Origin of the sequence: Pseudoalteromonas sp. 10-33, from assembly GCF_001469195.1 — a bacterium.
GTDB lineage: Bacteria > Pseudomonadota > Gammaproteobacteria > Enterobacterales > Alteromonadaceae > Pseudoalteromonas.
Map to the genome: position 1 here is coordinate 60,500 of NZ_LOFI01000023.1, position 26,253 is coordinate 86,752.

20 protein-coding genes are annotated in these 26,253 nt (G+C 39.4%); 12 read left to right on the forward strand and 8 right to left on the reverse strand.

Annotation, left to right across the window (positions count from 1 at the left end):
* Nucleotides 1-39: 39 nt before the first annotated feature.
* Nucleotides 40-255, reverse strand: a complete 216-nt coding sequence (locus tag ATS76_RS11190; RefSeq protein ID WP_058552207.1) for a hypothetical protein — start codon at nt 253-255, stop codon at nt 40-42.
* A 166-nt stretch (nt 256-421) separates the two neighbouring features.
* Here ATS76_RS11190 and ATS76_RS11195 point away from each other — a divergent pair, with 166 nt between their 5' ends.
* From ATS76_RS11195 to ATS76_RS11210, 4 genes are all read left to right on the forward strand, one after another.
* Nucleotides 422-2,329, forward strand: coding sequence for a DUF1800 domain-containing protein (locus tag ATS76_RS11195; RefSeq protein ID WP_058552208.1), 1,908 nt, complete (start codon nt 422-424; stop codon nt 2,327-2,329).
* Between the two features lie 10 nt (nt 2,330-2,339).
* A complete protein-coding gene (locus ATS76_RS11200; RefSeq protein WP_058552209.1) occupies nt 2,340-3,680 on the forward strand; it encodes a DUF1501 domain-containing protein in 1,341 nt (446 codons plus the stop codon).
* An 86-nt stretch (nt 3,681-3,766) separates the two neighbouring features.
* Nucleotides 3,767-4,480: a DUF1499 domain-containing protein gene (locus tag ATS76_RS11205; protein ID WP_058552210.1), complete on the forward strand. Its 714-nt coding sequence runs from the start codon at nt 3,767-3,769 to the stop codon at nt 4,478-4,480.
* 134 nt (nt 4,481-4,614) lie between these two features.
* Nucleotides 4,615-5,661: an NAD(P)-dependent alcohol dehydrogenase gene (locus ATS76_RS11210; RefSeq protein WP_058552388.1), complete on the forward strand. Its 1,047-nt coding sequence runs from the start codon at nt 4,615-4,617 to the stop codon at nt 5,659-5,661.
* Nucleotides 5,662-5,719: 58 nt separating this feature from the next.
* Here the strand turns inward: ATS76_RS11210 and ATS76_RS11215 are convergent, their stop codons facing one another.
* Nucleotides 5,720-6,922 (reverse strand): MFS transporter, encoded by a 1,203-nt coding sequence (locus tag ATS76_RS11215; protein WP_058552211.1) that lies wholly within the window; start codon nt 6,920-6,922, stop codon nt 5,720-5,722.
* Nucleotides 6,923-7,240: 318 nt separating this feature from the next.
* Entirely contained in the window at nt 7,241-9,157 is a 1,917-nt protein-coding gene (locus tag ATS76_RS11220; RefSeq protein WP_058552212.1) for an alpha/beta hydrolase family protein, read from the reverse strand.
* Between the two features lie 241 nt (nt 9,158-9,398).
* On the opposite strand from ATS76_RS11220, the gene ATS76_RS11225 reads away from it, so the two are divergent.
* The 3 genes from ATS76_RS11225 (at nt 9,399) to ATS76_RS11235 (ending at nt 12,253) form a co-directional block, all read left to right on the forward strand.
* Nucleotides 9,399-9,827 carry a hypothetical protein gene (locus ATS76_RS11225; RefSeq protein ID WP_058552213.1) on the forward strand — a complete coding sequence of 143 codons (429 nt, stop codon included), beginning with the start codon at nt 9,399-9,401 and terminating at the stop codon, nt 9,825-9,827.
* A complete protein-coding gene (locus tag ATS76_RS11230) occupies nt 9,824-10,015 on the forward strand; it encodes a helix-turn-helix transcriptional regulator (RefSeq protein ID WP_008132333.1) in 192 nt (63 codons plus the stop codon). The genes ATS76_RS11225 and ATS76_RS11230 overlap by 4 nt, the downstream gene beginning before the upstream one ends.
* A 108-nt stretch (nt 10,016-10,123) precedes the next feature.
* Entirely contained in the window at nt 10,124-12,253 is a 2,130-nt protein-coding gene (locus ATS76_RS11235) for a TonB-dependent receptor (protein WP_058552214.1), read from the forward strand.
* 30 nt (nt 12,254-12,283) lie between these two features.
* On the opposite strand, the gene ATS76_RS19065 is transcribed toward ATS76_RS11235, so the two are convergent.
* Complete coding sequence (locus tag ATS76_RS19065) at nt 12,284-12,451, reverse strand: DUF2986 domain-containing protein (protein WP_082664343.1); 168 nt, start codon at nt 12,449-12,451, stop codon at nt 12,284-12,286.
* A 169-nt stretch (nt 12,452-12,620) separates the two neighbouring features.
* On the opposite strand from ATS76_RS19065, the gene ATS76_RS11240 reads away from it, so the two are divergent.
* The 4 genes from ATS76_RS11240 to ATS76_RS11255 all read left to right on the forward strand — a co-directional run bounded on the left by ATS76_RS11240 (nt 12,621) and on the right by ATS76_RS11255 (nt 22,661).
* The gene (locus tag ATS76_RS11240; protein WP_058552389.1) at nt 12,621-14,108 is read left to right on the forward strand and encodes a dipeptidase; all 1,488 of its coding nucleotides are present in this window, start codon (nt 12,621-12,623) and stop codon (nt 14,106-14,108) included.
* A 345-nt stretch (nt 14,109-14,453) separates the two neighbouring features.
* A complete protein-coding gene (locus ATS76_RS11245) occupies nt 14,454-15,089 on the forward strand; it encodes an OB-fold-containig protein (RefSeq protein ID WP_235590930.1) in 636 nt (211 codons plus the stop codon).
* A 61-nt stretch (nt 15,090-15,150) separates the two neighbouring features.
* Nucleotides 15,151-17,253, forward strand: coding sequence for an SPFH domain-containing protein (locus ATS76_RS11250; protein ID WP_058552216.1), 2,103 nt, complete (start codon nt 15,151-15,153; stop codon nt 17,251-17,253).
* An 80-nt stretch (nt 17,254-17,333) separates the two neighbouring features.
* Nucleotides 17,334-22,661: a DNA repair ATPase gene (locus ATS76_RS11255; protein WP_058552217.1), complete on the forward strand. Its 5,328-nt coding sequence runs from the start codon at nt 17,334-17,336 to the stop codon at nt 22,659-22,661.
* Between the two features lie 87 nt (nt 22,662-22,748).
* Here the strand turns inward: ATS76_RS11255 and ATS76_RS11260 are convergent, their stop codons facing one another.
* Complete coding sequence (locus ATS76_RS11260; protein ID WP_058552218.1) at nt 22,749-23,513, reverse strand: EAL domain-containing protein; 765 nt, start codon at nt 23,511-23,513, stop codon at nt 22,749-22,751.
* A 217-nt stretch (nt 23,514-23,730) separates the two neighbouring features.
* Here ATS76_RS11260 and ATS76_RS11265 point away from each other — a divergent pair, with 217 nt between their 5' ends.
* A complete protein-coding gene (locus ATS76_RS11265; RefSeq protein WP_058552219.1) occupies nt 23,731-23,910 on the forward strand; it encodes a 2TM domain-containing protein in 180 nt (59 codons plus the stop codon).
* A 68-nt stretch (nt 23,911-23,978) separates the two neighbouring features.
* On the opposite strand, the gene ATS76_RS11270 is transcribed toward ATS76_RS11265, so the two are convergent.
* The 3 genes from ATS76_RS11270 to ATS76_RS11275 form a co-directional block, all read right to left on the reverse strand.
* Nucleotides 23,979-24,416 carry an OsmC family protein gene (locus tag ATS76_RS11270; protein ID WP_058552220.1) on the reverse strand — a complete coding sequence of 146 codons (438 nt, stop codon included), beginning with the start codon at nt 24,414-24,416 and terminating at the stop codon, nt 23,979-23,981.
* 126 nt (nt 24,417-24,542) lie between these two features.
* Nucleotides 24,543-24,680, reverse strand: coding sequence for a DUF2256 domain-containing protein (locus ATS76_RS19070; protein WP_082653623.1), 138 nt, complete (start codon nt 24,678-24,680; stop codon nt 24,543-24,545).
* Nucleotides 24,681-24,682: 2 nt separating this feature from the next.
* Entirely contained in the window at nt 24,683-26,212 is a 1,530-nt protein-coding gene (locus ATS76_RS11275; RefSeq protein ID WP_058552221.1) for a cryptochrome/deoxyribodipyrimidine photo-lyase family protein, read from the reverse strand.
* Nucleotides 26,213-26,253 lie beyond the last annotated feature (41 nt).

Below are 26,253 nucleotides of genomic sequence, written 5' to 3' on the forward strand. Positions count from 1 at the left end.
ATTATTAACGCAAACAGGTTTAATATACATTGCTTTACACTAAACTTCTTTTCCTCCATGTTGCTCGGCTAAATCATCAAGCTCGGCAATAGTATAATCGAAGCCAGTTTCGTCGTAATCGTAGCTTACTTTTACGCTATCTCCCCCATTAAAAAGGCGTGTTTTTACATCGTTCACGGACCAGTTTTTTAATTCATGTAAAAAACGGTTGGCAACTTGGGAAGATTCAAACTGATAGCTAATTTCTGTTTTCATATGTGGTCTCTGGCTGTTTAACCCCCGTAGTTTGTGCATTTTTGAACGTTAGTCAAGTTTCGATTACAAAAAATAAAAGGAAAAAATGTAAATTTTGTGTTTCAATTAATGCATTAAACTAAGTCGGTAATTACCTACTTAAACCAAAATATCATGGCGATTTAACATGCATTATAAATTAGTTTTGATAGCAAGCTCAGTCTTTTTTCTTAGTGCCTGCGGCGGTTCAGGCTCAAGCGATACACCTAAGGTTAATGGTAATAAGCTCCCTATACTAACGTTGTCTGATTTGCCAAGCGATATCAAAAAAAGCCAAACTATTGAGTTAACAGCAACAGCCAGCGATGCTGACGGCAGTATTGCCAGTGTGATTTGGCAGCAAGTTTCGGGGCCTGTTGTATTAAGTGAGCCAGTAAACGCAAGCTCAGTTAGCGTTAAATTGGCTGATGCATTAACTTACATGCCTTCAGAATATGCGTTTAACGTTACCGCGACCGATAACGAAGGGGCCACCACCGTTAAAACGGTTAACTTTTTTGCCCGCAATGGTATGGATGCATTTTCTGCAGCGCGGTTGTTGCATCAAGGAAGCATGGGGCCAACGCTTACAGAAATACAACGTGCGCAAGGGCAAAGTGAGCTGCAATGGCTCGATGCTCAACTAGCACTGCCCATTAACTATCATCGTGACTATATGGTGTTTACTAATGACGATGAAGATTTTAGGTATATAAGCCGAATAGACGCGTGGTGGAAAGCCGTCATGCAAAGCGACGACCAATTGCGCCAGCGCGTCGCTTTTGCGCTGAGTGAAATACTCGTTGTGTCTGATCTTAATAACGATTTACGCTCCCAGCCTGAGGGCATGGTGGCATATTACGATTTACTGCTAACGCATGCATTTGGTAATTTTCGTGATTTACTTGAGGCGGTAACTTTATCGCCAATTATGGGAACTTATCTTAGTCATTTGGGCAACGAAAAGGCCGATGAGACCCTAAATATTCGTCCAGATGAAAACTATGCCCGTGAGGTCATGCAGTTATTTACTATCGGGCTTGATGAGCTAAACCAAGATGGCACTGTAAAATTAGACGCTAACGGTAATACCATTGCAACGTATGGCCAAGCAGAAATAGAAGGCTTTGCTCGTGTGTTTACAGGGTGGACATTTGCAGGCAGCGAAACATTTAAGCGTAAAAGTCGCGATTATGTTGCGCCCATGCAAGCATTTGAAGAGTACCATTCACAAAAGCAAAAAACGCTATTAAACGGCGACGTTATTCCCCAAGGGTATGGTGCGCAAGAGTCGTTACAGCTAGCGCTTGATAATTTATTTAATCATCAAAATGTAGCGCCGTTTATTAGTAAGCAGCTAATACAACGACTTATTACATCAAACCCTACACCGCAATATGTAGAGCGAATTGCCAGCGTGTTTAATGATAATGGCGAAGGCGTAAGAGGGGATTTAGCTACAGTAGTCAAAGCTATTTATTTAGATGATGAAGCTCGCCATTATGGCAGCGTATTAAACTACCAAGGGAAAATAAAAGAACCGCTTCTTAAAACAGTCCAATTTTGGCGAAACTTAAACGCGAAGTCACCCGAAGGTTTTTACAAAACATGGAATTTAGTTGACCGATATGGGCAAGGGCCTATGCAGTCGAGTTCGGTGTTTAACTTTTTTAGACCTGACTACCAGCCTGCTCAGTTGCGAGCAGATGCATTAGTGGCTCCTGAGCTACAAATAGCGGGTGACGCTACCCTTATTGGCACCATGAATGAGCACTTTGCCGATTTAGTGTGGAGTACCGCAGAGGCGCACGCCGATTTAAATCCAAATGGCATTTATGTTTACATCATTAACGATATGAATACCTTGCAAAGCAATGGGATTAACTACTTACTCGATCAATACAGCGTACTGTATTTTGCAGGCTCTATGAGTAGTGACACACGCCAAGCATTATTAGATTTAGATGCCTATTTTGATGACGATCAATATCGCGAACGGGTATCGTATTTACTTTATATGATTGCTATTTCACCTGAATTTAATTTGCAGTATTAGGAGAGGCATAATGAGCATTAATAGAAGGCAATTTTTATCGTTATGTTTAAAAGGCGGTGTATCGGCAGCCGCACTGACTAGTTTGCAATTACAAGCGCTTACCGGCTCTGTTAATGCGGTAGAACTAGGCGACTACAAAGCACTGGTATGCATTTTTTTATATGGCGGTAATGACTCACTTAACATGTTGGTGCCCCTTGAGGGTGAGCAGCGCAGCTTGTATGAGCAAAGCCGACAAAATTTAGCTGTTGCATCGCCAATTACATTAAATACTGCCACCCAGTTTGCTGGTGGTGTGGGTTTGCATCCATCACTGTCGCCTATTCAAAATGTGTTTAATGAATCTAATTTAGCTTTTGTTGGTGGGGTAGGTACCTTACTTGCGCCAACAACTTTCAACGATTACAAAAATAATGCAGTGGCGTTGCCTAAACACTTATTTTCTCATAATGATCAGCAAGCGTCTTGGATGTATGGCCGTGAAAAACAGTCGCTCAATAGCGGCTGGGGTGCACGTTTGTTGGAGCGTTTAAATCAGCAAGAGCAGTTTGCTGCCAATGTGTCGTTAGATGGAACCAACCTGTGGCAAACCGGCAGCCAAACAAAAGCGTTTGCATTAAATAAAAGTGGGATTAGCCGTATAAATGCATTTGGCGGTTATAAACCACGCACAGACCATGTAACTAATATTATGAACCGCATAATGGGCAATACTAAGCATCCACTTAGTGACGCCTATGCAAAAAGTTTCAATTCGGCCATTAACAACACTCAAACCATGAACAACGCGTTAGAAACTGCCCCTGAGCTAGTAACAACATTTAGCGATTCAAGTGTTTCTCAGCAATTGGCTGCAGTGGCAAAAGCCATTAGTGTGCAGTCTACGTTAGCAACACAGCGCCAAGTGTTTTTTGTTTCAATGGGCGGGTTTGACACTCACGATAACCAATTAGATATGCATCCATTATTACTAAACTCATTAGCGCAAAGCTTGAATGAGTTCAATAATGCGATGCAAGAGCTAAATATGGCAGACAAAGTAACGACGTTTACAATGTCTGATTTTGGCAGAACGTTGACTTCAAATGGAGATGGCACCGATCATGGTTGGGCGGGTAATCAACTAGTAATGGGAGGGGCTGTTAAAGGAGGGGATATTTATGGTGATTTTTTAACTCAGCATTTAGATGGACCGCAAGACGTTGGCGGTGGCCGACTTATTCCAAGCGTATCTAACGAGCAATACTTTGCTTCGTTAGCGCAATGGTTTGGTGTTGCACCCTCTGAATTGAGTGATATTTTTCCTAATCTGACCAACTTTGATCGCACAACATTGGACTTTTTTGTGTAATTAGTTGCTAATGGTAAACCAAAATCAAGCACAAGCAGTATAAGTGCTGTTTACAAAATAACAATTACACAAAATGGAGCACACAAATGAAAGTTTTAGTCAGCTTGGTGAGTTTAATCGCCTTTTTACTCGTTGTATTACCTGGCCCTTTATACAAGTCTGGCGTTGTTGATTTAGGCCTTGCCTTTACCGGCTTCAGATACGGCGTATATGTAGGTGGTGCAGCGCTTGTATTGTTACTCGTGCAGCTAATATTTATGCGTAAAACCGCTTCATTCGGTAGTGCTATTATTGCCGTTATATTTTCTGTGGTTGCTATTGCTATGCCGCTTAACATGATGAACAAAGCGAAAAGTGTTCCGCCAATCCATGATATTTCAACCGATTTAGTTAATCCGCCTAAATTTGTTGCTATTGCACCGCTTCGTGCTGATGCACCAAACCCAGTTGAATATGCAGGGGAAGAAACCGCGGTACAACAACGAAAAGCGTACCCAGAACTAACAACACTTAACTTTGCACAAACGCAAAATGATTTATTGGCAGCAACCGAGCAAGCAGTTAAAAATTTAGGCTGGGAGTTAGTAAGCGCTAATAAATCACTTGGTTTAATAGAAGCAACAGACACCACAACCTGGTTTGGCTTTAAAGACGATGTTGTCGTTCGTATTGTCGATGAAGGCAGTGAACGTTTTGTTGATATAAGAAGTAAATCACGCGTTGGTCGCAGCGATTTAGGAAAGAATGCGGAACGTATTAATACCTTAATTGATGAAATAAACGCAGAACTTACTAAGTAGCATTTTTTAAACATTGCTATGTTATTGAGCCCAAATACTATTTGGGCTTTTTTGTGGCTGTTTTTCAGTTTGTATTCACTCCATAGAGTGCATACTCAATGCGTTTTAAATTTTTAAACAACTATGGAGTTATTATGAAAACAGTAGGATATGCAGCACAAAGCCAAGGTTCTGAGCTTACAGAGTTTGCGTTTGAACGCCGTGATTTACGAAATAACGATGTAGAAATTGAAATTTTATACTGCGGTGTGTGCCATTCAGATTTACACGCGGTAAGAAATGATTGGGGGGGTGTAAAATATCCACTGGTCCCTGGCCATGAAATTGTTGGTAAAGTTATTTCGGTCGGCAACGACGTAAAAAAATATAAACAAGGTGATACTGTTGGCGTAGGCTGCATGGTTGACTCATGTAAAAGTTGCGATCAGTGTGACAATAATGAAGAGCAATTTTGCCGAGAGGGCATGGTTGGCACTTATGCAGGTAAAGACAGAGAAACCGGTGAAATGACCCAAGGCGGTTATTCTAAAAGTGTGGTTGTACGAGAAGAGTTCGTGCTTTCAATACCAAAGAGTTTGGACCTTTCACGCGTAGCACCGCTATTGTGTGCAGGTATTACTACGTATTCTCCTCTCCATAAGTGGGGCGTTAAAAAAGGTAGCCGTGTTGCAGTTGTAGGGCTTGGTGGCTTAGGGCATATGGCGGTTAAAAATGCCGTAGCAATGGGTGCCGATGTTACTGTTATTGGTCGAAGCGAATCTAAAAAAGAGGATGCAGTTGAACTTGGTGCCCAGCATTACTTAGTTTCAACAAATGATGACGAAATGAAAGAGTCACAGTCGGCTTTTGATGTGATCATCGATACAGTGCCTGTGAAACACGACCTATCAATTTATACACCGCTATTAGACATAGATGGCGCATTAATTATTGTTGGCCAAGTTGGGCCCGTTGACGAGCTAAATACGGTGCCTTTATTAATGGGGCGACGTCAGGTTGCAGGTTCACTCATTGGTGGCATAGCAGAAACACAGAAAATGCTCGACTTTTGTGGCGAGAACAGTGTATTGCCTGAGTGTGAAATGATCAATATTGACGAAATTAACACCGCTTACGAACGTATGGAAAAATCAGACGTACGTTATCGTTTTGTCATTGATATGGCATCATTAGATTCGTAAACTTTTTTTTGTGTAAATGTAAAAGGGCGGCTTACAAGCCGCTCTTTTGGTATAGTGATTAGTTAACCGTTTTGATAGCTGGCGACTTATTCAGTTGTAAATAGCTAAGTAACCACATTCCTAAGCCACCTAAAAATAATACTGCAGCGACATAGCCTGTTTGATTTGGCGCAGCCCCGTTGGCAATCGCGATTCCACCTACCCACGGGCCAATTGCATTTGCTGTGTTAAATGCACATTGAACTAATGCGCCTATCATTGCATGCCCCTCAGGTGCTACATCCATTAAAAGGCTTTGAATTAACGTAGCTAAACCGACACTGCACCCTATGAAAAAAATAACCACATAAAGCACCCAAATATTATAACTTGCCGTAACATAGGCAAATGCAAAAATAATGGTACACACAAGCGCAAAGCCTGTGGTTTTTATTGCCGACTTGTCAGCGGCTTTCCCTAATACGTAGTTACCCAGTGTACAGCCAATGCCAAACATCACCATTGCCACCGAAATAGTATAAGGCGCTGTTTTTGTTACATCTAAAATTGTGTCGGCAATATAAGTGTATATGCAAAATACACCACCAAAACCAATAATAACAATCCCTAAAATTGACCAAACAAGTTTGTTTTTTAGCACGCCAAATTCATTTAATAAGTTAGAGGGCTTAGCGTTATCTATGTTTGGCACGACTTGATAAACTAAAATAAATGCGATAAAAGCTATCACTGCAGCACCTGCTAAACAGTAACGCCAACTTAAATTTTGGCCTACCAGCGTAACAATGGGCACACCAACAATAGTGGCAATGGTTAGTCCCATAAATACTTTTGACATAAAACTGGCTCGTTTACCTTGCGGCGCAATATCTGATGCAAGCAAAATGGCAGCACCAAAATAGGCACCATGGGGCAGTCCACTCAAAAACCTAAATATGATTAACTGCTCTAACGACGTTGCCAATGCGCTAAGCCCATTAGAAATACACATTAAACTTAAAAAAATCAGTAGTGCTTTTCGTTTTCGCATATTAGCCGTTGTTAGCATTAACACTGGCGCGCCAACCACTACGCCTATAGCATACGCGCTTATAGCATAACCACTTTGAGAAGGCGTTGTGCCAAATGTTTCGCTTATAAGGGGCAACATTGGCATCATCGAAAATTCAGATAAACCTAAAATAAAGGTGCCTAACGCCAGCACAATTAAAATAGCCGTTTTATTTAGCTGATTGGGTATAGATGTAACATCAGGTTTCATAAACCCCCTTTGAATTAGATGTTTAAATATAAAAAAGTAACGCCAAAGCCAAAAATGCAATGGGTTATAAATGCAAAAATTTTATGAGATGAATATAGAAAAACGAGAAGTAATTAGTTTAAGTGAAGCGAGAGGTTAAGTCATTAGGTAGTGTTAAATAAATACGATTTATATTATTTAATGTCAAAGGGTATTACTTTTGAATGTAATAAAAAATGGTGGAGGAATAATAAAAACAGTGGAGGTCATATAAAAAATTTCTTAGTAGGGAGGGGAAATGAGTGCCAGCATTTATGCTGGCACAATTTTATTAGCGTATTATTTTAGACTATCTGCAAAAAATTCAGCCATTTTAGTGTAGAAATCAGTGATGTTTTTAGGTTGATGAAATCCATGCCCCTCATCTCTCACCATTGACTCATATGGATAGCCTATTTTATCAAGCGCTGATGTTAATGCTTCATATTGTTCCATAGGAACCCTTACATCGTCCTCGCCATGGGCAATAAACAGTTTAGCCTTAATTTTATCAACATTAAATGAAGGAGAGCGAGCTTGCATATCTTGCATGTCGGTCCCATGAACCATGTCTAAATACTTTCGACCTGACTCTCTGGTGGGTATATCGCCGCTTTCTTTCATTTCTGGAATTGAATATACACCCACATAACCAATTGCACACTTATAAAGATCTGGCTCTCTAATAACGCCCATTAACGTAGTGTAACCGCCGTAGCTACCACCATAGATACATATTCTGTCTTTATCTATTATTCCCTCATTAATAGCCCAGTGAGTGGCATCGGTAACGTCATCTTGCATTTCACGTCCCCATTTTTTATAACCACTCTTCTGAAATTCGCTGCCATAGCCACCAGAGCCTCTAAAGTTTACTTGAAGCACAGCGTAACCTAATGAAGCCATGTACTGAGTTTCAGGGTTGTATTGCCAAAAATCTCTAGGTCCATGTGGGCCGCCATGCAAGTATACAATTGCAGGTAAGTTTTTATCAGCAGCTCCTTTAGGTATGGTTAAGTAGCCGTTTAGGTCAACGCCATCTCTTGCTTTTATTCTAAAAGGTTCCGTCATAGAAAGACTTTTTTTATCTATCTGAGGAGCGCTTGAGGCAATAAAAGTCGCTTTTTTATTTTTAGTATCGTACAAGTAAAAAGTAGTTGGCGAGTTGTCTGCTTCTACAGAAAACACAGAAAGACCTTTTTCTTTAGAGTGGCTTGTAAATTGTAATCGGTAATTTTTAAATGTGTCACTTAGCTCTTTAAATATTGCATTTTCACCCTTTGCATCAAAGTATTGATATTGAGGGTAATCAGGGTCAAACGTAGCCCCTATAACATCTCTGTTAGGGCCAAATATTGGCGTTGAAATATCAACATTGTCATTTGCCGCTAAAAGAGTCAGTTTTTCATTTTCAAAGTTAAGGCTGTAAATAGCAGTAGTTTTTCTGCCCGAGTCACTCATTAAGAAGGCCTCGTTACCCTCTAGGTTCATACCTAAAAAACCTAGCGCATCTCCTTTTTCAAATTTCAATTTAGCAAGGTTTAAAGACTGCCAATCGCTGTTCACTTTTTTCTTAAAATAAACACTTAAATCGCCTTTGCCAAGCTCTTGATCTTCATCTTCTTCATAATGAAATGCCAATCTAGGGTTACCCGAAATATCGGTAGTTATACCAAATACGTCGTCTTTGGGTTGGCCGCCTACATAATCCATTTTTCCGTTATAAATATTTAATTTATGAACATTAACGGCAAAGTCATCATTAAAGTGACCTTTGGCGACTAGAATGTTTTCTTTATCATTTGGAAGGGTGCTAATGACTTCTAAAACTGACGTGTTTGAAAATAAAATTTCACGTCTTTTAGAGCCATCGTAATTTGCAACAACATAATATGGGCGCCCACCTTTGGTATCTAAAAAGCCGACTGTTTTAGCTACTGACATCATAAATCTTTCGTCATTTAACCAAGTAACATTACGTATTTTTTGATTTTCGCCAAATGCAAATGCGGCTGTTGTTTTCCCTGATTCCCTTTCAAGAATAACCAGCTTTACTTCAGTATCTTCTCTGTAAGTGATTGAATAATATTTACCACTAGGTGAGATTTTAACCTGAACGTATCCGCTTTTATCAAAAAAATCTTCTAACGTATTTTTACTATATGAGTTAAAGCTTAATAACAATAAGCATAAAACTATAAGCCTTGTAATTAACATTTTATATCCTTAATTTTTAGAGTATTTATTAAATACCATAGCTACTTGTTACTTAATATTTAATAACGTTATTCTATTGTTATTTTTATCTTTTTAGAAGTACTGCTGGAAACATTTCACTAGAGATTTGTAACACATTGTAATGTCATTAAAACCAATCTTTATGTAAAGTTTATTTGACTCGGGGCTGTTTTTGTACAAATATAGTAAAGTGAACTTTACTTTTAAAGAGGGTTAAAAAATGCAAACACAATTAACGTTAAAACAGCGCCAAAAAATAAACACCACTAATTTAGCTAAATGGACGCTTATCTGGTTACTGTCGTTGGCGCTGTGTTCGTTTGGACCTGTTTTAATTTGGGAGCATAATAACGTGGTGAGTGGCTTTTTTATTGTCGTAAATGTTGTGGTAGGTATTGCGATGATTATAGCCAATAAGCGCAATTTACAAGGGCTTGATGAGTTACAACAAAAAATACATTTAAGCGCAATGGGCTTTACGCTTGGGGCGGTTGTGGTTGGCGGGCTTGCATATAGTAATCTGCAGCTAAGTGGCATTATCGACGTGCGAGCTGACATACCAGACATAATGTTTTTAATGGGCGCGGTTTATTTAATTAGTGCCTACATACTTAACAAATGCTACAGCTGTGATGAGGGCGACGAATGAAAAACCGCTTAAAAGTACTCAGGGCTGAACGAAATTTAACACAAGCCAAACTAGCAGAATTATTAGATGTATCACGCCAAACTATTAACGCAATAGAAAAAGGCAAGTTTGATCCCAGCTTACCTCTGGCGTTTAAAGCAGCGCGGTTATTTGAATTAAAAATAGAAGATATTTTTGATGATGAATAACGCCGTCGTATTTAAAATAAAATGAGTAAAGTGCGACAATTTGTCGCGCTTTTAATATGGCTACACGAATTATAATTAGTTCAACTATTACAGTGGCATAATTATAAAATGGCAGATTTAAGCACGACTCCAAGCACACATTTATTAACTCCCTTGGCTTTATTTATAAGCAGTATATTTTCTCCTGTAGTTTTTGCAGACGACACCTCCTTAGAAATTATTGAAATTCAGGGACATTCGCAAAATAAACATCTTGCACTTGGCTCAGCAGAGTCATTATTAACCAACTTAGGGGTAGACTTTTCTGCTGCGGGTGGGGTGTCAAACTTACCTATTTTAAATGGCTTGATGGGGGATAGAGTAAAAGTATTAGTAGATGGCGCAGATGTAACCGCTGCTTGCGCTAATCATATGAACCCACCGCTTTCGTATGTTTCTGCTAATCAAATTACCGCTTATCATGTTATTGCGGGTATATCTGCGGTTAGTGCCGGTGGCGATAATATTGCTGGTGTAATAAGCGTTAATTCTATTTCACCACAGTACAGCGACAGTAGTGACCTAGGGTGGCATTCGGGTTATGTATCGGCTCAATACAACAGCGTAAATAATGCACGAAAAGTGGGCGTTGGGGCGCGTATAACAAGTGAAAACTTGAGCTTTAATTACCAAGGTGCATTTAGTGATGCTAAAAGTTACGAAGACGGAAATGGAAATCTAGTATTTGATACTTTATATCGCGTTCAAAACCATGCGCTTTCTGCAGCGATACGAGATGAAAATCAACAGCTTGTTGTTAAGTTAACCCACCAAAAAATACCTTATCAGGGCTTCGCCAATCAGTATATGGATATGACTGATAACACAAGTTTTGGCGCTATTGCACAGTACAAACATGTATTTAAAAGCAGTGAGTTGGAGGCGCAGCTTAACTGGCATGATGTAAAACACGATATGGGTTTTTTTAGCCCAGAAAAAATCGGCATGATGCCAATGAGCACTGATGCGCGAGATATAAGCTCACAATTAAAATGGCGTTTAAACTTAAATAGTAATAGTAGTCTATTACTTGGACAGGCATTTTATGATTACCGAATTGATGATTGGTGGTCTGCTGTTGAAGGTTCCGCCATGATGGGGCCTAACGATTACATTAATATAAATAATGGTCAGCGTAAGCGTATTGCAGCATTTGCAGAGTATGAGAGCCAAATAAATACTAAGTTATGGTTAAATTCAGGTATACGTGTTGAAAATGTAAAAACACGTGCTGACGATGTTCAGCCTTACAATGATGGCATGGCAATGATGAATATGAACGCCATGCCAATGCAGCCGAATAACGCAAATGCCGCTGCTGCTTTTAATGCTATTGAGCACAATAAATCAGATACGGTGGTTGATATAAGTGTTTTACTTAATTACCAACTTACCCCCAATGACGAGTTACAACTGGGTCTTGCTCGTAAAAATAGAGCGCCTAATTTGTATGAGCGATACAGTTGGGGGGTAAGCAATATGGCAACTACCATGATTGGTTGGTACGGCGATGGCAATGGATATATAGGTAATCCAAATTTAGCGGTGGAAACTGCGTATACAGTAAGCTCTACTTATATTAAATCGGCTCAAAACGACGACTGGCGGGTCAGTGCTAACATTTGGTATACCGATACAACCGACTACATTGATGCAGACATCGTCAGGTCGTTTAATCGATTTGGCTTAGAAAATACGACACGCAATATACTTAAATTTACAAATACAGATGCGGTATTGTATGGCGTTAAATTAGATTTAACCGCGAATATACATGAATCTAAAGCACTCGGTAATTGGCAATTAAATGCCAATATTACCAATACGCGCGCAAAGCGAAATGATACAAATCAGCCGCTTTATCAAATAAAACCATTGCACACTAAGCTTGAAATAAGCCAACAACTGGGCCGCTTTGAAAATACCTTATCGTGGCAATGGAATGATACTAAAACACGCGTAGATACCACTCGATTAGAAAACCAAACCGACAGCTATAATATTGTCAATTTAGGCTCAAAAGCGTCATGGGGCGACTTAACGTTAAGTGCACATGTGAGTAATTTATTCGATGAATACTATCAGCTACCGCTTGGTGGAGTGAGCATTGCGCAGCTTAAAAAAGGGGAAAGTACTGGTTTTGAACAGCTCGCAGGGCAGGGGCGCTCGTTTAATATTGGGATGAGTGTCGCATTTTAATGTGATTTTATATCTATACCCAAGAGTCAGTTATTCCTGCTCTTGGTTATCATCGCTTTGAGTTATTGAAATTTGCTGCTCAAGCTTTTCTCGATCAGCTTTTGACACATACGCAGGCTTATTACTTTTATGTAATTTAGCATTAGCGCGTTTGTCTTTCTTTTGAAATTTAGTGACTATTTTTTTACGACGATTCACACAAATCTACCCTAGTTATTTTAAGCCATCTATTATACCGCTATCCAACTTAAAGCTGCCATATAAATATTGTCCTCAATAGTGTGTTAAATTACCGCAAAGCGCTATTTGTAATGTATGTCACACGTTATAATTAAAACTCGTAGTGACTCATTAAATGGATATTGTTTTGAAAAAGTTAGTTTTAGCCAGCTTTGCTTTATGCATGTTTAACACCCAAGCACAGTTAAATAAAGAGATAGATAAGATTGCCGATTACGCAGTAAATACCTACCAAAATGCCCAAGTTCATACGCTAACTAACTTAGTGGCTTTTCCTACGGTAAATACAGACTCAATACCCACACCACTAAACCCTGACTTTATAGCCTTCAAATCGCTGTTAAAAATAAAAGCTGCAGAGCTTGGTTTTGATTACCAAGATTTAGGACATACCGTGTTGATAGGTATGGGTGAGCAAAGTGAAAAAGTCACCGTAGTGACTCATGGCGACGTACAACCTGCAAACGCGAGTAAATGGAAGCAAAGCCCATTTATTATTGATACCTCAGAGCCAGGCAAGTTAGTTGGCCGCGGTACCGAAGACGATAAAGGGGCAATAGCCACTGCGCTTTATGCAATGAAAGCGATTAAAGATAAAGGTATAGAGCTTGATAATCGCATTGAGCTGATGATTTACTTAGCTGAAGAGTCGGATTGGGGCCCATTGACTGAATTCATGAAAACATACGAGCAACCAAAGTATGCAGTAACTATTGATGCATCATACCCAGTAGTGGTTGCTGAAAAAGGGTGGAGTTTAATTTCTCCTACATTTAATGCCATATCTGATCAAAAAGCTGTGTATGTAAGCGACCTTGCTGGTGGTGCATTTAAAAGCCAAATACCAGAAGACGCAAGCTTAGTACTGCATAATGCAAACGACGCACTAGTTAACCAATTAAAAACAAAAGCCAAGCAACTAAATCAAGTTGAATTTAACTTTACTGAACAAAATAACGCCATGATCATTAGTGTAAAGGGTATGTCTGCCCATTCTTCTGAGCCCGAATCTGGCGTGAATGCAATTGCACATTTAGCTGAGCTATTTAATGGAATAGCGCTTGAAAACAACAGCGATGGTCAACTCATTAAGTTTGTAAACCAACTTATTGGATTAGATCTTCACGGTAAGCAATTTGGTGATATTGCCTATAAACATGATTTTATGGGCCCAATGACCGTTTCTCCAACCGTCATTGAGCGCAGTGGGAATAAACTAACGTTAGCCATTAATGCTCGTCGCCCTGTTGGTAAAAATGAAGATGTTTTAAGGCAGCAAATAGAGACGGCCGTTAATCAGTGGCAGGCTAACAATAACGTTACACTCGAGAGTATAGGTACAGTGATAGGCAACCCTATGCTGTTAGATAATGCGCCGCATGCGCAAAAGCTACTTGATATATTTAAGCATTTTACAGGTGACGAACAAGCCGATTTTGTATCAATTGGCGGAGGCACTAACGCAAAACTATTTGATAATGCAGTATCGTTTGGCCCTTCAATGCCGGGTAAACGTTATACAGGCCACTCAGAGCATGAATTTATTACGCTTGAGCAATTGGAGCTTAATTTACGCATGTATACCGCGATGATGATAGAGCTAGGTAATATGTAAGCTATAGATTTTTTAATATAAAAGCCGCCTTGTATCACAGAAGTGACTTCAGCAAGGCGGCTTTTTTGTATTCATCTTAGTCATTATTATCGGTATAACTTGCAGCGAAATAATGGCTATCATTAATAAAGTCATACATCCAGATAAAACACTTCAATCTAGAAGTAAGTGAGCTAGGTTAACCGTTGAAAAAAGGTCAGTAAATAATAGGCTTATAATAAGATAATTAAAATAGATGGTCAGCTATTTACAAATCTTTATAAACCACAGGCTAATTATTATAAAAAACTTAACAAACTCTCTTCAAAATGGTAAAAATTATACTGTATAAATGTATTAATACAGATGGATAGCAGTAATATGGACTTTTTGAATTTAGCACTTACGTTTCCTACCATTATTTTCACGGCCCTGCTTTTGGTTGTAATCCTTTTTTGGGTGATCACTTTATTAGGGTTTGCTGACATTGATATGTTTGAATCTGATTTAGACATAGAGCCCAGTTCATCTAACTCAAATAGCGCTCATTCAGCGTCAAACTTTGGTTTTGGCAGTATTCCTATTACGGTATCAATTAGTTTAGTGGTTATGCTTAGTTGGCTAATTAGTATTTATGCACATAAGTTTTTTGCTTACCTACTTTGTGATGGTGTTTTATTTTATGTTTTTGGCTTAGTGATGCTGGTAGTAAGCGCGATTATTGCTTTACCTATTGCAGTTATTATTTCAAAACCATTACAACGTTTTTTCTCAAGTGTAGAAACTTCTCGCAGTAGCGACTTGTTAGGTCTTGAGTGTGTAGTGGTCACCGGCAAGGTGACGCAAACGTTTGGTCAAGGCAGAGTTAATTTCCAAGGCACTGAGCAACTCATTGAAATAAGATCGCATGACGAACACCCTTTCAGCTCAGGTGATACGGTTGTATTGCTTGAGCATATAAAAGAGCAGCATTGTTATATTGTTACTGCCAAACCTTGGTAACACAACGTCTTTTTTGCTGTAAATAACACATAATAAATTGATAATTACGTTAGGACATAACATGGAATTTTTAGATAACTTACTGCCTATATTAACGTTTGTAGGTATAGCGATAGCGGTCATTTTTGCTATTTTGTTAATTGTTGGCAAGTTCTATCGCAAAGTGGAACAAGGCCAAGCTCTCATTATAAATAAAATGAAAAGTGAGCCAGACGTCACTACTACAGGTGGCATTGTGTACCCTGTTATTCATAAAATGGAAGTGATGGATATTTCAACAAAGCGCATGGTACTTGAACGTAAAGATAAAGGCGGCTTGATTTGTAGAGACAATATACGTGCCGATATCGCCATTACGTTTTATATTCGTGTTAATGAAAACAAAGACGATATTTTACGTGTAGCAAAGCAAGTAGGTTGTGCACGTGCATCAGAGCATGAAACGCTGCAAGAATTATTTGAAGCTAAATTTTCAGAGGCACTTAAAACGGTTGGTAAGCGAATGGATTTTGTTGAGTTATTCACTCACCGAAACGAATTTAGAGACAATATTAAAGAGGTGATAGGGCAAGACTTGTCTGGCTACACACTTGAAGATGTTGCCATTGATTACCTAGAACAAACGTCAATTGAAAAGCTTGATTCACAAAATATCCTTGATGCAGAAGGTATTCGCCGTATTACCGAAATGACAGCAGCGCAAAATGTATTAACCAATCAATTAAAATGTGATGAGCGCGCAAAAGTAGAAATTCAAAACCAAGAAGCCACTGAGAAGTCACTCGAAATAGAACGCCAAAAACAAGATGCAATGTCGCGTCAGGTTCGTGAAATTGAAACCGTTAAAGCGCGTGAACACGCAGAAGCTGAAAAAGTACGCCACGAAGAGCGCTTAAAATCAGAGCAGGCTCGAATTCAATCTGAAGAATTAATTGGAATTAGCGAGCAAAACAAGCAACGAGAGCTTGATATTGCAGAGCAAAACCGACTGCGAGTACTGGGTATTGAAGAAGAAAAAGTTTTACGCTCTCGTGAAATAGAAGTGATTGAACGAGAAAGAGAGACTGAAATTTTACGTATTAACAAAGAAAAAGCACTTGAAGTAGAACGTAAAGAAATTGCTGATGTAGTGCGCGAGCGCGTAATAGTAGAAAAGTCGGTAGCTGAAGAGCAGGAACGTATTAAAGATGTGCAGGTTTTAGCGGGTGCAGAACGTGAAAAAGACGCCATTATTATTCGTGCAAAAGCAGAAGCAGAAGAAGCACTAGTTAAAGATATTGAAGCCGCTAAAGCGCAAGAGCAAGCCGCTGAATTTAAAGCTCGTGAACTTGAAACAATGGCTAATGCAGAGCTACGTATTGCTAACCAGCAAGCTGAGTCTAAAAAGATACTTGCCCAGGCACACCAAGTAGAAACCGCTGCACAGGGCTTAGCTGAAGCTGATGTTATTACTGCTAAAGCACAAGCGAATGCAATGCAAGGTGAAGTGGATGCTAAAGTGTTGCGTCAAAAATTAGAAGCCGAAGCACAAGGTAACCGTGAAATAGGGCTATCTCAAGCGCAAGTACAAACCGCCATGGCTGATGCAAATGAAAAACAAGGTGAAGTTGAAGCCATTAACCTTGAGCGTAAAATGCTTGCAGAGGCCAAAGGCCTTGAAGAAAAACTACAGGCGCTTAATGCGATGGATCAAGATGCCCGTGACTATGAAAGCTTTACACTGCAACTAAACCAGCAAAAAGAATTAGTGCTGGCTAAAATTGAAGCAGGTAAAGATATAGCAGAGCATCAAGCTCAAGTGATGAGCAAAGCACTTGGCGATGCCGATATTAATATTATGGGCGGCGATGGTCAGTTCTTTAACCAGTTTATGAGTGCTATTAGCTTAGGTAAATCGATAGATGGTTTAGTGGATGAGAGCAAAACAGTACAAACTGTATTTAAAGATCACTTAAATGGGGATCGTAATTTAATTGAGGATTTAAAAGGGGTCTTGGCAGGTGCTAACGGCTCAGCTGAAACCATGAAAAACCTTAATATGAGTAAATTACTAAAGCAATTGAGTAACACCACAGCTGCAGAAAAAAGCCAGTTACTGAGTATGCTAGGGGGCAATATGGGCAGCGGCCTTGACGAGAAAATAAAACTCGATCCGCAAGACTAACTCCCTCTCAATCTATAGCCGTAATTTATTTACGGCTTTTTTGATCACTCATACAAAAGTAATACTGCAGGAAAGGTTTAATGACGGACTCAACACAACATGCTTTAGAACAGGGATCGTACGATTTAATTAAGCGTCGTTTAAATAACTTTGGCGCAACACTTAAAACGCAAACAGATAAAGTTAATGCCTCGCGTATTAACGAGTTTGGTAGTACAGAGCTTCAGGTTAAAGGGCGCGTGCGTGCGCGAACTGAGCAAAACTGTACGCCACGCGATATTGTTATTGTGGGCGACAAGGTTATTTTTGCTTACAACGTGTTTTTGGGTCTGAAAAAAGAAACCTCAATTGATGATGTATTTAGTGTGCACAAATTGGTTCAGCAAGAGGACCATTTTGAGATTGAACCCTATCCAGAAAAAACTTTATTTTTAACCGATACTCGTTTTATTAGAGATTTTGAAGAGTTATATACTTATTACAAACAAACTAAGCTGCAGCACCTATATCAGCAAAACGGTAAGTTATTTGCGCTGTTTCAGATTGGTGAAAAGCTCTCTGATGTACGAGTGTTTAGATGGGAAATACACCCAGATAATACCATTCATTATATTGATAATCGCGGTGAACGCGATATAAAGCACGCACACGATTATGATTTTGAATGGCAAGAAACAGACCGCAGTGATCATGTTGAAGGGCGTCACGGTCATATAAATATTGCTGATACCGTATTTGTTGAAACCATTGGTGGCACGCTCACCATAAAAATAGAAAACAGCACCGAAACCGGTGAAGGTATTCATCAAGAACCCGTTGAAGATAAAAACCAATCACTTGCTGATAGCGAGGTTGAATACGCGCAAGTGGGTGACTTGATTTTACTTAAAATTTTGCCATACCGTGAAAAACAGTGGCGCTATTTTATTTTTAACAGCCGCACTTTGCAGGTTATGCGTCAAGATGCCATTGGTAGCGCATGTGTCACGCTGCCAGAGGACCACGGTATCATTTTCCCCGGTGGTTACTATTTGCAGTCGGGACAGGCTCGCTCATTTGAAGAGCAAATTGATGATTTAGAATTTCATCGACAAGTTAAATCGCCCAATGGCGAAGATGTATTGTATGTATTTTATGAGCCAAGCGAAGGACGCTATGCTTTGTTTGCTTACAATATTATTGATAAAAACCTACAAAACCCAATTTACTGTCACGGTTATGGTATTTACAACGATGGCATCGCGTTAACCTTCAAAGCCGATAACGAACAAGCTGAGCGCGTACACCCAATCCAAATATGGCAAAGCCCATTCGTATCAGCTGAGTTTGCCGCCAATGCACCTGCTTTAACGAGTTTTTTTGGAAAAATTGGTAACCCCGATTTAGTACGTGGTATTTCAGATTTATACAGTGTATGCAAAGCGATTAACGAGCAAAGCCCAAGTTTGTTTCACTACGAAGACATGATATCGCTGAGCCGTAATATTTTTGATCGCTACCATTGGCTCAACGAAAGTGAGTTTGCAGAAATAGCGCAAAGCTTACACAGTATTTTTGAGACAGCTGAACAAGTACTTGATGAATTTGAAAAAGTAACTGAAATACAGAACAAAGCTAAGCAAGCACTTGCAGATATAACTAAACAGTACACAGAAGTAACACGAGAGGTTCGCTCCGATAGCTTTAAAGCAGTGTCTGAATTTGTTACGGCAATAGACGCGTTAAAAGTACTAAAAGGGCAAATAATCAGCCTTGAAGATATTAAGTACATAGACACCGATGCACTTAACCAGTTACAAGCTGATGTAGATGAGCATTTGAGCGGTGTAAGCCAGGCTACTGCAGCTTTTTTGCAGCAATCAACAGCACTCGAGCCGTATCATAAAAAGTTAAAAGAGCTCGAAGAGCTGAGCAGGAAAAGTGAAAGCGTAACCGAACTTAAAACCTATGTTGCCGAGCTTGATAAACAAAGTGTGGAACTTGATTTACTTAACCACACAATGCTTGATTTAGACATAGACGATAGCCGTATTCGCACTCAAATTTTAGAAGATATTAGCGGTGTATATGCGTTAGTTAATAGGGCAAAAGCAGGCATAGAAATACGTCAAAAAAGCTTAGGCAGTGTTGAGGCTAAAGCTGAGTTTGCCGCTCGTTTTAAACTATTTTCACAAAGTATTACTAATGCATTAAATAATGCAAAAACCCCTGAGGCGTGTGACGATCAATTATCACGTTTGCTAATACAGCTAGAAGAGCTCGAGTCGCAGTTTAGCGATTTTGATGAATATCTCAGCGAAATAATAGCAAAGCGAGACGACGTTTACGAAAGTTTTGAAGCGCATAAGCAAAGCCTAATTGATGCGCGTCAGCGACGTGCGCTTAATTTAGCAAATGCTGCAGAGCGTATTTTACAGGGCGTTAATCGACGTTCGCAAAGCTTCACTGAGTTAGATGCGTTAAACACCTACTTTGCAGCTGATCCGATGATCAGTAAGTTACGAGCACTTACGCAAGAGTTAAAAGATATTGGCGACGAAATACGTGCCGATGATATTCAGTCAAAACTAAAAGCAAGCAAAGATCAGGGCATTCGCTCATTACGTGATAAACAAGATATATTTACCGATGGCGGTAATACGGTAAGTATAGGTAAACACGCATTTAGTGTTAATAAGCAATTACTTGATTTAACGTTACTGCCTCGCGATGAGCAGCTAATGCTGCATTTAACAGGGACCGATTATTTTGAGCCAATTACCGATGCAAAAAGTATTGAAACATTAGCGCAAAGCCGTCACTTGTGGCAGCAAGCGCTCGTGTCTGAAAACAGCACTATTTATCGAGGTGAATATTTAGCGGCGCAAATTTTATTAGCGTGCGAAAATAGTGAGCATGCACTTACATTTACACAACTGCAGCAAGCTAAAGACAACAGTACGCTTTTAAATGTAGTTCAACAATTTGCAGAGCCCCGTTACCAAGAAGGTTACGAAAAGGGCATACACGATCATGACGCTAGCGCAATAATAGAGTCTTTACTTAATCAAAAAAGCACCCTTGATTTACTCATTTACCCAGTGAGTTGTAGGGTAGTTGCACAGCTTTACAGCGCGCAATTGTCAGCAGAGCAGTTGGCTACTTTTTATCACCAAGCAAAAAATGCATTGTTGATGGAAACGCACTTTGGCGCAATTAACTTTATTAGCGCTTTAACATCTCAACTGAGTGAATATATCAGCGAGTTTTTAAATACGATACCTCGTATGCTTGTGCACTTTAGTGATTTATCAAGTGAGCTCAGCGGAGCATATTTAATTAAGCAATTGGCGCAGCAAAAAAGTGCAGATGAACCCCTGTTTATAGTATCTCAGCAAGCTAAAAATCTCGCCGAGCAGTTTAATAGTGATGCAAATAGTAAGGGGTTTAGTAAAGAGCTAACCCAGGCTAACACCACACTTAATAGCGCAGATGAACGCGGGCTACTTTATTTTAGTTGGCTAAATGCCTATTGTTTACAACACAGTAATATTAGCACTGAAGTTCAAGCTGAAGCAGCGAATTACCTTCATTTAACAGCCACTACTTCTTTCAAATACAATGTTTTAGATGTAAATACTGATAACACTGTTAGTGGATTAATGGGGCAGCATAAGCAAATAAGTGAGCAAACACTTCAAGTTGATTACGCGTCGTTTTATGCACGTACGCGTGAGTATATTACTGGGCAAGTGCCTGCTTTTGAGCAATACCATTCTCTACGTAGTGAAATTTTAGCTGAGCAAAAAGAGCGCTTACAATTAGATGAATTTAAAGCCCGACCTCTGAGCTCATTTGTGCGAAACCAACTTATTAATAAAGTGTACTTTCCAATTATTGGCGATAACTTAGCAAAACAAATTGGCTCAGCCGGTAAAAATAAACGTACCGATTTGATGGGTATGCTATTACTTATATCGCCGCCAGGGTATGGTAAAACCACGTTAGTTGAATATGTGGCTAACCGCTTAGGCTTAACATTTGTAAAAGTGAATTGCCCATCAATAGGGCACGACCAAGTATCGCTAGATCCATCTCAAGCCATTAACGCAACTGCCGAAAAAGAGATTGCTAAAATCAATCAAAGCTTTGAAATGGGCAATAACGTAATGCTTTATTTAGATGATATTCAGCATACAAACCCTGAGTTTTTACAAAAGTTTATTTCACTATGTGATGGCTCGCGCCGAATTGATGGCGTGTGGAATGGCAAAAGTAAAACGTATGATTTACGCGGGAAGAAGTTTGCTGTGGTTATGGCGGGTAACCCCTATACCGAATCGGGTGAGAGCTTTAAAATACCAGATATGCTTGCTAACAGGGCCGATATTTATAACTTAGGTGATACGTTGGCAGGGTGCGAGCAAGAGTTTGCAATGAGCTTTATAGAAAACGCGCTAACGTCTAACTCAGTGCTTGCACCGCTGGCAAACAGAAATATGGACGACTTATACAAATTCGTGCGTATTTGCCAAGGCGAGGATATACCATTAAACGAGCTTGAATATGGCTACTCACAAGCTGAGGCCAACGAGATCAAAGCGGTTATTAATAAGCTAATAACTATCAGAGACACCGTATTAAAAGTCAACGCGCAATATATTGCTTCAGCTGCTCAAGACAACAACTACCGTACAGAGCCGCCGTTTAAGCTGCAGGGTAGCTACCGTAATATGAATAAAATGGCTGAAAAAGTGGTTGCAGCTATGAATGACGAAGAGCTCGAGAGTTTAATTTGCGACCACTACCGAGGTGAAGCGCAAACACTCAGTAAAGGATCTGAAGAAAATTTGCTTAAACTAGGTGAACTGCGTGGTACCGCTACAGTGCAAGAACAAGCGCGTTATGAGCAAATTAAAGGTGACTTTGTTAGGTTAAATAAACTTGATGGTGCTGGTAGCCCGGCAATGATGGCGGTTGAGCAAATGGGATATTTGCATGAGGCGTTAGAGGGCATTGCAAGTAAGCTCAGTAAAGGTAATTTAAGTTATGATTACAATGCATCAATTGGCTCGGTTGGCGAAAGTTTGGCCAATTTAGATAATCGTAAGGGCTTTAATGTACTTAATGAAACACTTCAAAGCTTATTTTACCAAGCGCCAGATAAGAGCAGTGTTGCAGAGCTAATTAGTGTCATTGAGAAAAGTAGCGCACATTCTCAGTTAAGCGAACTCAATAAAACACTAAACGCTAATAATCTTAATCAAACAATTACCATATTTGGGCAGCAGTTAGGTGAAGTGATTGCACAAAATAGCAATCAGGATGAGATTAAAGTTTTAACTGAAACCTTAAACCAGGCAATTGCTAGTAATGATGTAAAACAGCAATTAACCCAATTAGTGCAGGCATGGTCAGGTAAGCAGTAGGTTAGACTTAATAGATTAATGCCGCTTTACAATACGCGGCATTAATCAAGCTTTGTATAAATTTAAGGTGTGCGATTATTCTCTACCTTAAAAATCTAGGTTCACATTAGGTAAGCACTCAAAGCCAGGCTTTGCAAATAAGTAACCTTGCATTAATTCAACCCCCGCGTGTTTAAGCCACACGTATTCTTCTGCTGTTTCTATTCCTTCAGCCAGTGCTGTAATATTTAAATCGCGAAACATGTTTAAGCAATGAGTTACTATTAATTGGCGTTTTGTGTCGTGGTTAATATCGCGTATTAGCGCCATATCTAGCTTAATAATATCTGTTTGAAAGTCAGCAAGTAGATTTAGACCAGAGTAACCTGCGCCGAAGTCATCGGTCGCGGTTTTAAAACCAAGCGATTGGTAATAATCAACAACGCGTTTTATGTGAGCGGTGTCTTCTACTTTTTCTACCTCGGTAAACTCAAACATGATGTTTTGAATAGGAAAATTATACTTTTTAGCTGCCTCTAATGTAGTACGTATGCAGCGCTCAGGCTTATAAATAGCATTGGGTAAAAAGTTGATGCTAAGCATTGATGTAATGCCTAGTTCTGAGGCTAGCTTAATGGCTTTAATACGACAAAGTTGGTCAAACGTATAACGGTTTTCCTCGTTCACTCTTGAGATAATAGAATAAGCAGATTCGCCGTTTAGCCCCCTCACTAATGCCTCGTAGCCAAAAATATGGTTGGTTTGGCAATTTATTATAGGTTGGAAGGCCATTGAAAAATCAAATTCAAGTGTGTTTGCATCCTCACAGTTACTGCAGGTAACTTTTGCGCAATTTGTTGATTTTTCATTCATTTAATTCAGCCTTTGTAACATATACATTAAGGTTAGTTTAAATCCGATTTTAACACAAACAAGTTAAAGTATGAGTTTTTATATTTTAACTAGTTATAAGTGATTAATAAGTAAGCCCTAATTGATGACACTTGTCATAATATTGAGTGACTTTTAACAGCTGTATTTGCTGTGTTTATGTTTAAAAATAACCTCATACATAAAGAGGAGAGTAAACATGAATACAACCACATTTTTCGAAAACCTAAAACGTTATTTAGCTGTATTAACATTATTAACAGCAATAAATTTAATTACATCGCCAAATAATTTATGGGTAGTATGGCCTGCGTTAGGTATGGGGATTGCGCTACTTAACGATTTATTAGATTTAAACAACTCAAAAAGGGTTGGGTAATAAATGCAAAGCCAAGTAAAAACTTACTTGGCTTAGATTACCTACTGTTGAGCATCGGTATTAGTCGGTTATGAGACGCTCTCGAGTGTTGCGTTAAGTGATATTTCGGTATTAAGCAGCTTTGAAATAGGGCAGCCTTTTTTAGTTTGCTCACACAATGCTTGAAATTGCTCGTTAGCAATATCTTTAATACGTGCGTTTACTTCAAGAGCTATATGCGTCACTGCAAAGCCATCGTCTACTTCATCAAGGCTTACCGTTGCTTTTGTATCAATTTTATCGGCCGTAAAACCAGTATCACCTAATGCAAGCGACAGCGCCATGCTAAAACAGGCACTGTGCGCCGCACCTACTAGCTCCTCGGGGTTGGACCCTGGCTCATCTTCAAAGCGGGTATTAAAGCCATACGGTTGTTTATCAAGTGCGCCACTTTGCGTAGAAATACAGCCTTTGCCTGTTTTAATGTCACCAGACCACGTTGAGTTTGCCGTTTTTTTAATCGTCATCATCTTCTCCTTGTTTAAATGTAAGTTTTTCAGATTAGGTAAGCGTTATTTACAAAAAAGCTTAAATAACGGCTGAAAAGCACTGATTTCTGATGATGTTGCAAAATAGACGCCAGTAAATTTCAATTACTCTTTATTTCTTTTACACCGCTCTGAGCAATAAATTACATTGTCCCAATCACGCTGCCACTTTTTACGCCACGAAAATGGCTTGTCGCATACTGGGCATATTTTGTGAGGTAGGTTTAGTTTTTTATGCGCCATAGTTACTTAACCTTAGTGTTATTTTTAGTGGTGTTTTTATTTTTTACTTTGCTTGTGTTTGGTGTGATTGCAACATGCTTTCTAAGTATTTTTCCTATGGCACGTTTAACGTCAGGGCGCTCTCGGTATTGCCATAATCGCTCGCGGGCGTCTTTTGAGGCGAGTGTCAAATCAAGCATAGGCTCGGGGTAATCTTCACCCAGTTTAAAATCGTTAAAAAGCGCTTCCATTGGTGTTTGCTCCCATGGCTCGTGTAAGTATTCAATAGGGAGCTTTTCAAGTTCAGGGCACCACTTTTTTATAAAGGCGCCGGTAGGATCTTGATCTTCAGATTGTTTTATCGGGTTGTAATGACGAATAGTATTAATGCCCGTAACCGATGCTTGCATTTGAATTTGCGGGTAGTGAATACCAGGTTCAAAATCTAAAAAGTAATTCGCCAGTGGCAAACTTGCTTGCTGCCAACTTATATTTAAATGATGCGTTACAAAGCTCACAAGCATAGCGCGCATTCTAAAGTTAATATAACCGGTAGCCTTTAAGCAGCGCATGCATGCATCTATTATAGGCACGCCTGTTTGCCCCTGCGCCCAACGCTCAATATCATGCTTTACATGTTTATCGGTACGATACGGAAATGAATGATAGCCCGGGTTTAATGCTTTAAACTCCATGGTGCATTCGCTTTCAAATTTTTGCATAAAATGGCAATGCCAATGCAAACGAGATACAAAAGCAGCAAGCGGTCGCTTCCAACCTTTTTTATCGGGATGGTTTGAATGATAAGCGTCTATCGCAGTTTGATAAACTTGCCTAAGGCTTATATTTCCCCATGCTAAATATGGCGATAGTCTAGAGCAATGGGTACGGCTTAAGCTAGGGCTAGATATTCCTTTTTGATAGCCTTTACCGCGCTGGGTAAAAAAACTTTGCATAACTTCTCTTGCATGAAGCGGGCCGCCCTGCTGAAAATTGTCATCATCTTGCGTGTAGGTTTTAGGTAATTCTGGATTTTTATAATTTTTAAGTTTGACGGTATTAACATTCTTCCAATTTGGTATAGCAAGCGGAGCCTGCATTGTTTTTTGCCAGCGTTCGTTCCAATTATCACGGTTTTTTTTACCACGAATAACAGCGCCTGTTGGCGATTCTTGCCAGTTAATATAATTATGGTGGCACCAAGCTTTAATTGCTAAGTCGCGTTCAAAGGTATTATTTAGCCCTATTTCTTGGTGGCTAAAAATATGTGATATTTCAAACTGGTTATTGAGCCTATCAAGCAGTGTTTGCATGTTCTCATTAAATATATACACCTTTGCATTAAAGCGCGCTAATTGAGAGTTTAAATCAACAATAGACTGGTATACAAAGCGCCAGTGTCGTTCATTATAATGCGCATCCTCAAGCAGAAGCGGTTCAAAGTTGTAAATTAGTAAGGTAGGTATGCCAGTATCAAACGCACTTTTTAATGGCTGATGATCGCTTAAGCGTAAATCGCGTTTAAACCACACTATATTTATTTTTTCACGCATTTAATTTACGACTCGTCGCTTAAAGTTAGTATATTAGTGTT

What these genes read in the sequence shown, in the direction of transcription:
- ATS76_RS11190 (WP_058552207.1), bottom strand. Translation starts at nt 255, where the DNA reads ATGAAAACAGAAATTAGCTATCAGTTTGAATCTTCCCAAGTTGCCAAC.
- ATS76_RS11195 (WP_058552208.1), top strand. Translation starts at nt 422, where the DNA reads ATGCATTATAAATTAGTTTTGATAGCAAGCTCAGTCTTTTTTCTTAGT.
- ATS76_RS11200 (WP_058552209.1), top strand. Translation starts at nt 2,340, where the DNA reads ATGAGCATTAATAGAAGGCAATTTTTATCGTTATGTTTAAAAGGCGGT.
- ATS76_RS11205 (WP_058552210.1), top strand. Translation starts at nt 3,767, where the DNA reads ATGAAAGTTTTAGTCAGCTTGGTGAGTTTAATCGCCTTTTTACTCGTT.
- ATS76_RS11210 (WP_058552388.1), top strand. Translation starts at nt 4,615, where the DNA reads ATGAAAACAGTAGGATATGCAGCACAAAGCCAAGGTTCTGAGCTTACA.
- ATS76_RS11215 (WP_058552211.1), bottom strand. Translation starts at nt 6,922, where the DNA reads ATGAAACCTGATGTTACATCTATACCCAATCAGCTAAATAAAACGGCT.
- ATS76_RS11220 (WP_058552212.1), bottom strand. Translation starts at nt 9,157, where the DNA reads ATGTTAATTACAAGGCTTATAGTTTTATGCTTATTGTTATTAAGCTTT.
- ATS76_RS11225 (WP_058552213.1), top strand. Translation starts at nt 9,399, where the DNA reads ATGCAAACACAATTAACGTTAAAACAGCGCCAAAAAATAAACACCACT.
- ATS76_RS11230 (WP_008132333.1), top strand. Translation starts at nt 9,824, where the DNA reads ATGAAAAACCGCTTAAAAGTACTCAGGGCTGAACGAAATTTAACACAA.
- ATS76_RS11235 (WP_058552214.1), top strand. Translation starts at nt 10,124, where the DNA reads ATGGCAGATTTAAGCACGACTCCAAGCACACATTTATTAACTCCCTTG.
- ATS76_RS11245 (WP_235590930.1), top strand. Translation starts at nt 14,454, where the DNA reads ATGGATAGCAGTAATATGGACTTTTTGAATTTAGCACTTACGTTTCCT.
- ATS76_RS11250 (WP_058552216.1), top strand. Translation starts at nt 15,151, where the DNA reads ATGGAATTTTTAGATAACTTACTGCCTATATTAACGTTTGTAGGTATA.
- ATS76_RS11255 (WP_058552217.1), top strand. Translation starts at nt 17,334, where the DNA reads ATGACGGACTCAACACAACATGCTTTAGAACAGGGATCGTACGATTTA.
- ATS76_RS11260 (WP_058552218.1), bottom strand. Translation starts at nt 23,513, where the DNA reads ATGAATGAAAAATCAACAAATTGCGCAAAAGTTACCTGCAGTAACTGT.
- ATS76_RS11265 (WP_058552219.1), top strand. Translation starts at nt 23,731, where the DNA reads ATGAATACAACCACATTTTTCGAAAACCTAAAACGTTATTTAGCTGTA.
- ATS76_RS11270 (WP_058552220.1), bottom strand. Translation starts at nt 24,416, where the DNA reads ATGACGATTAAAAAAACGGCAAACTCAACGTGGTCTGGTGACATTAAA.
- ATS76_RS19070 (WP_082653623.1), bottom strand. Translation starts at nt 24,680, where the DNA reads ATGGCGCATAAAAAACTAAACCTACCTCACAAAATATGCCCAGTATGC.
- ATS76_RS11275 (WP_058552221.1), bottom strand. Translation starts at nt 26,212, where the DNA reads ATGCGTGAAAAAATAAATATAGTGTGGTTTAAACGCGATTTACGCTTA.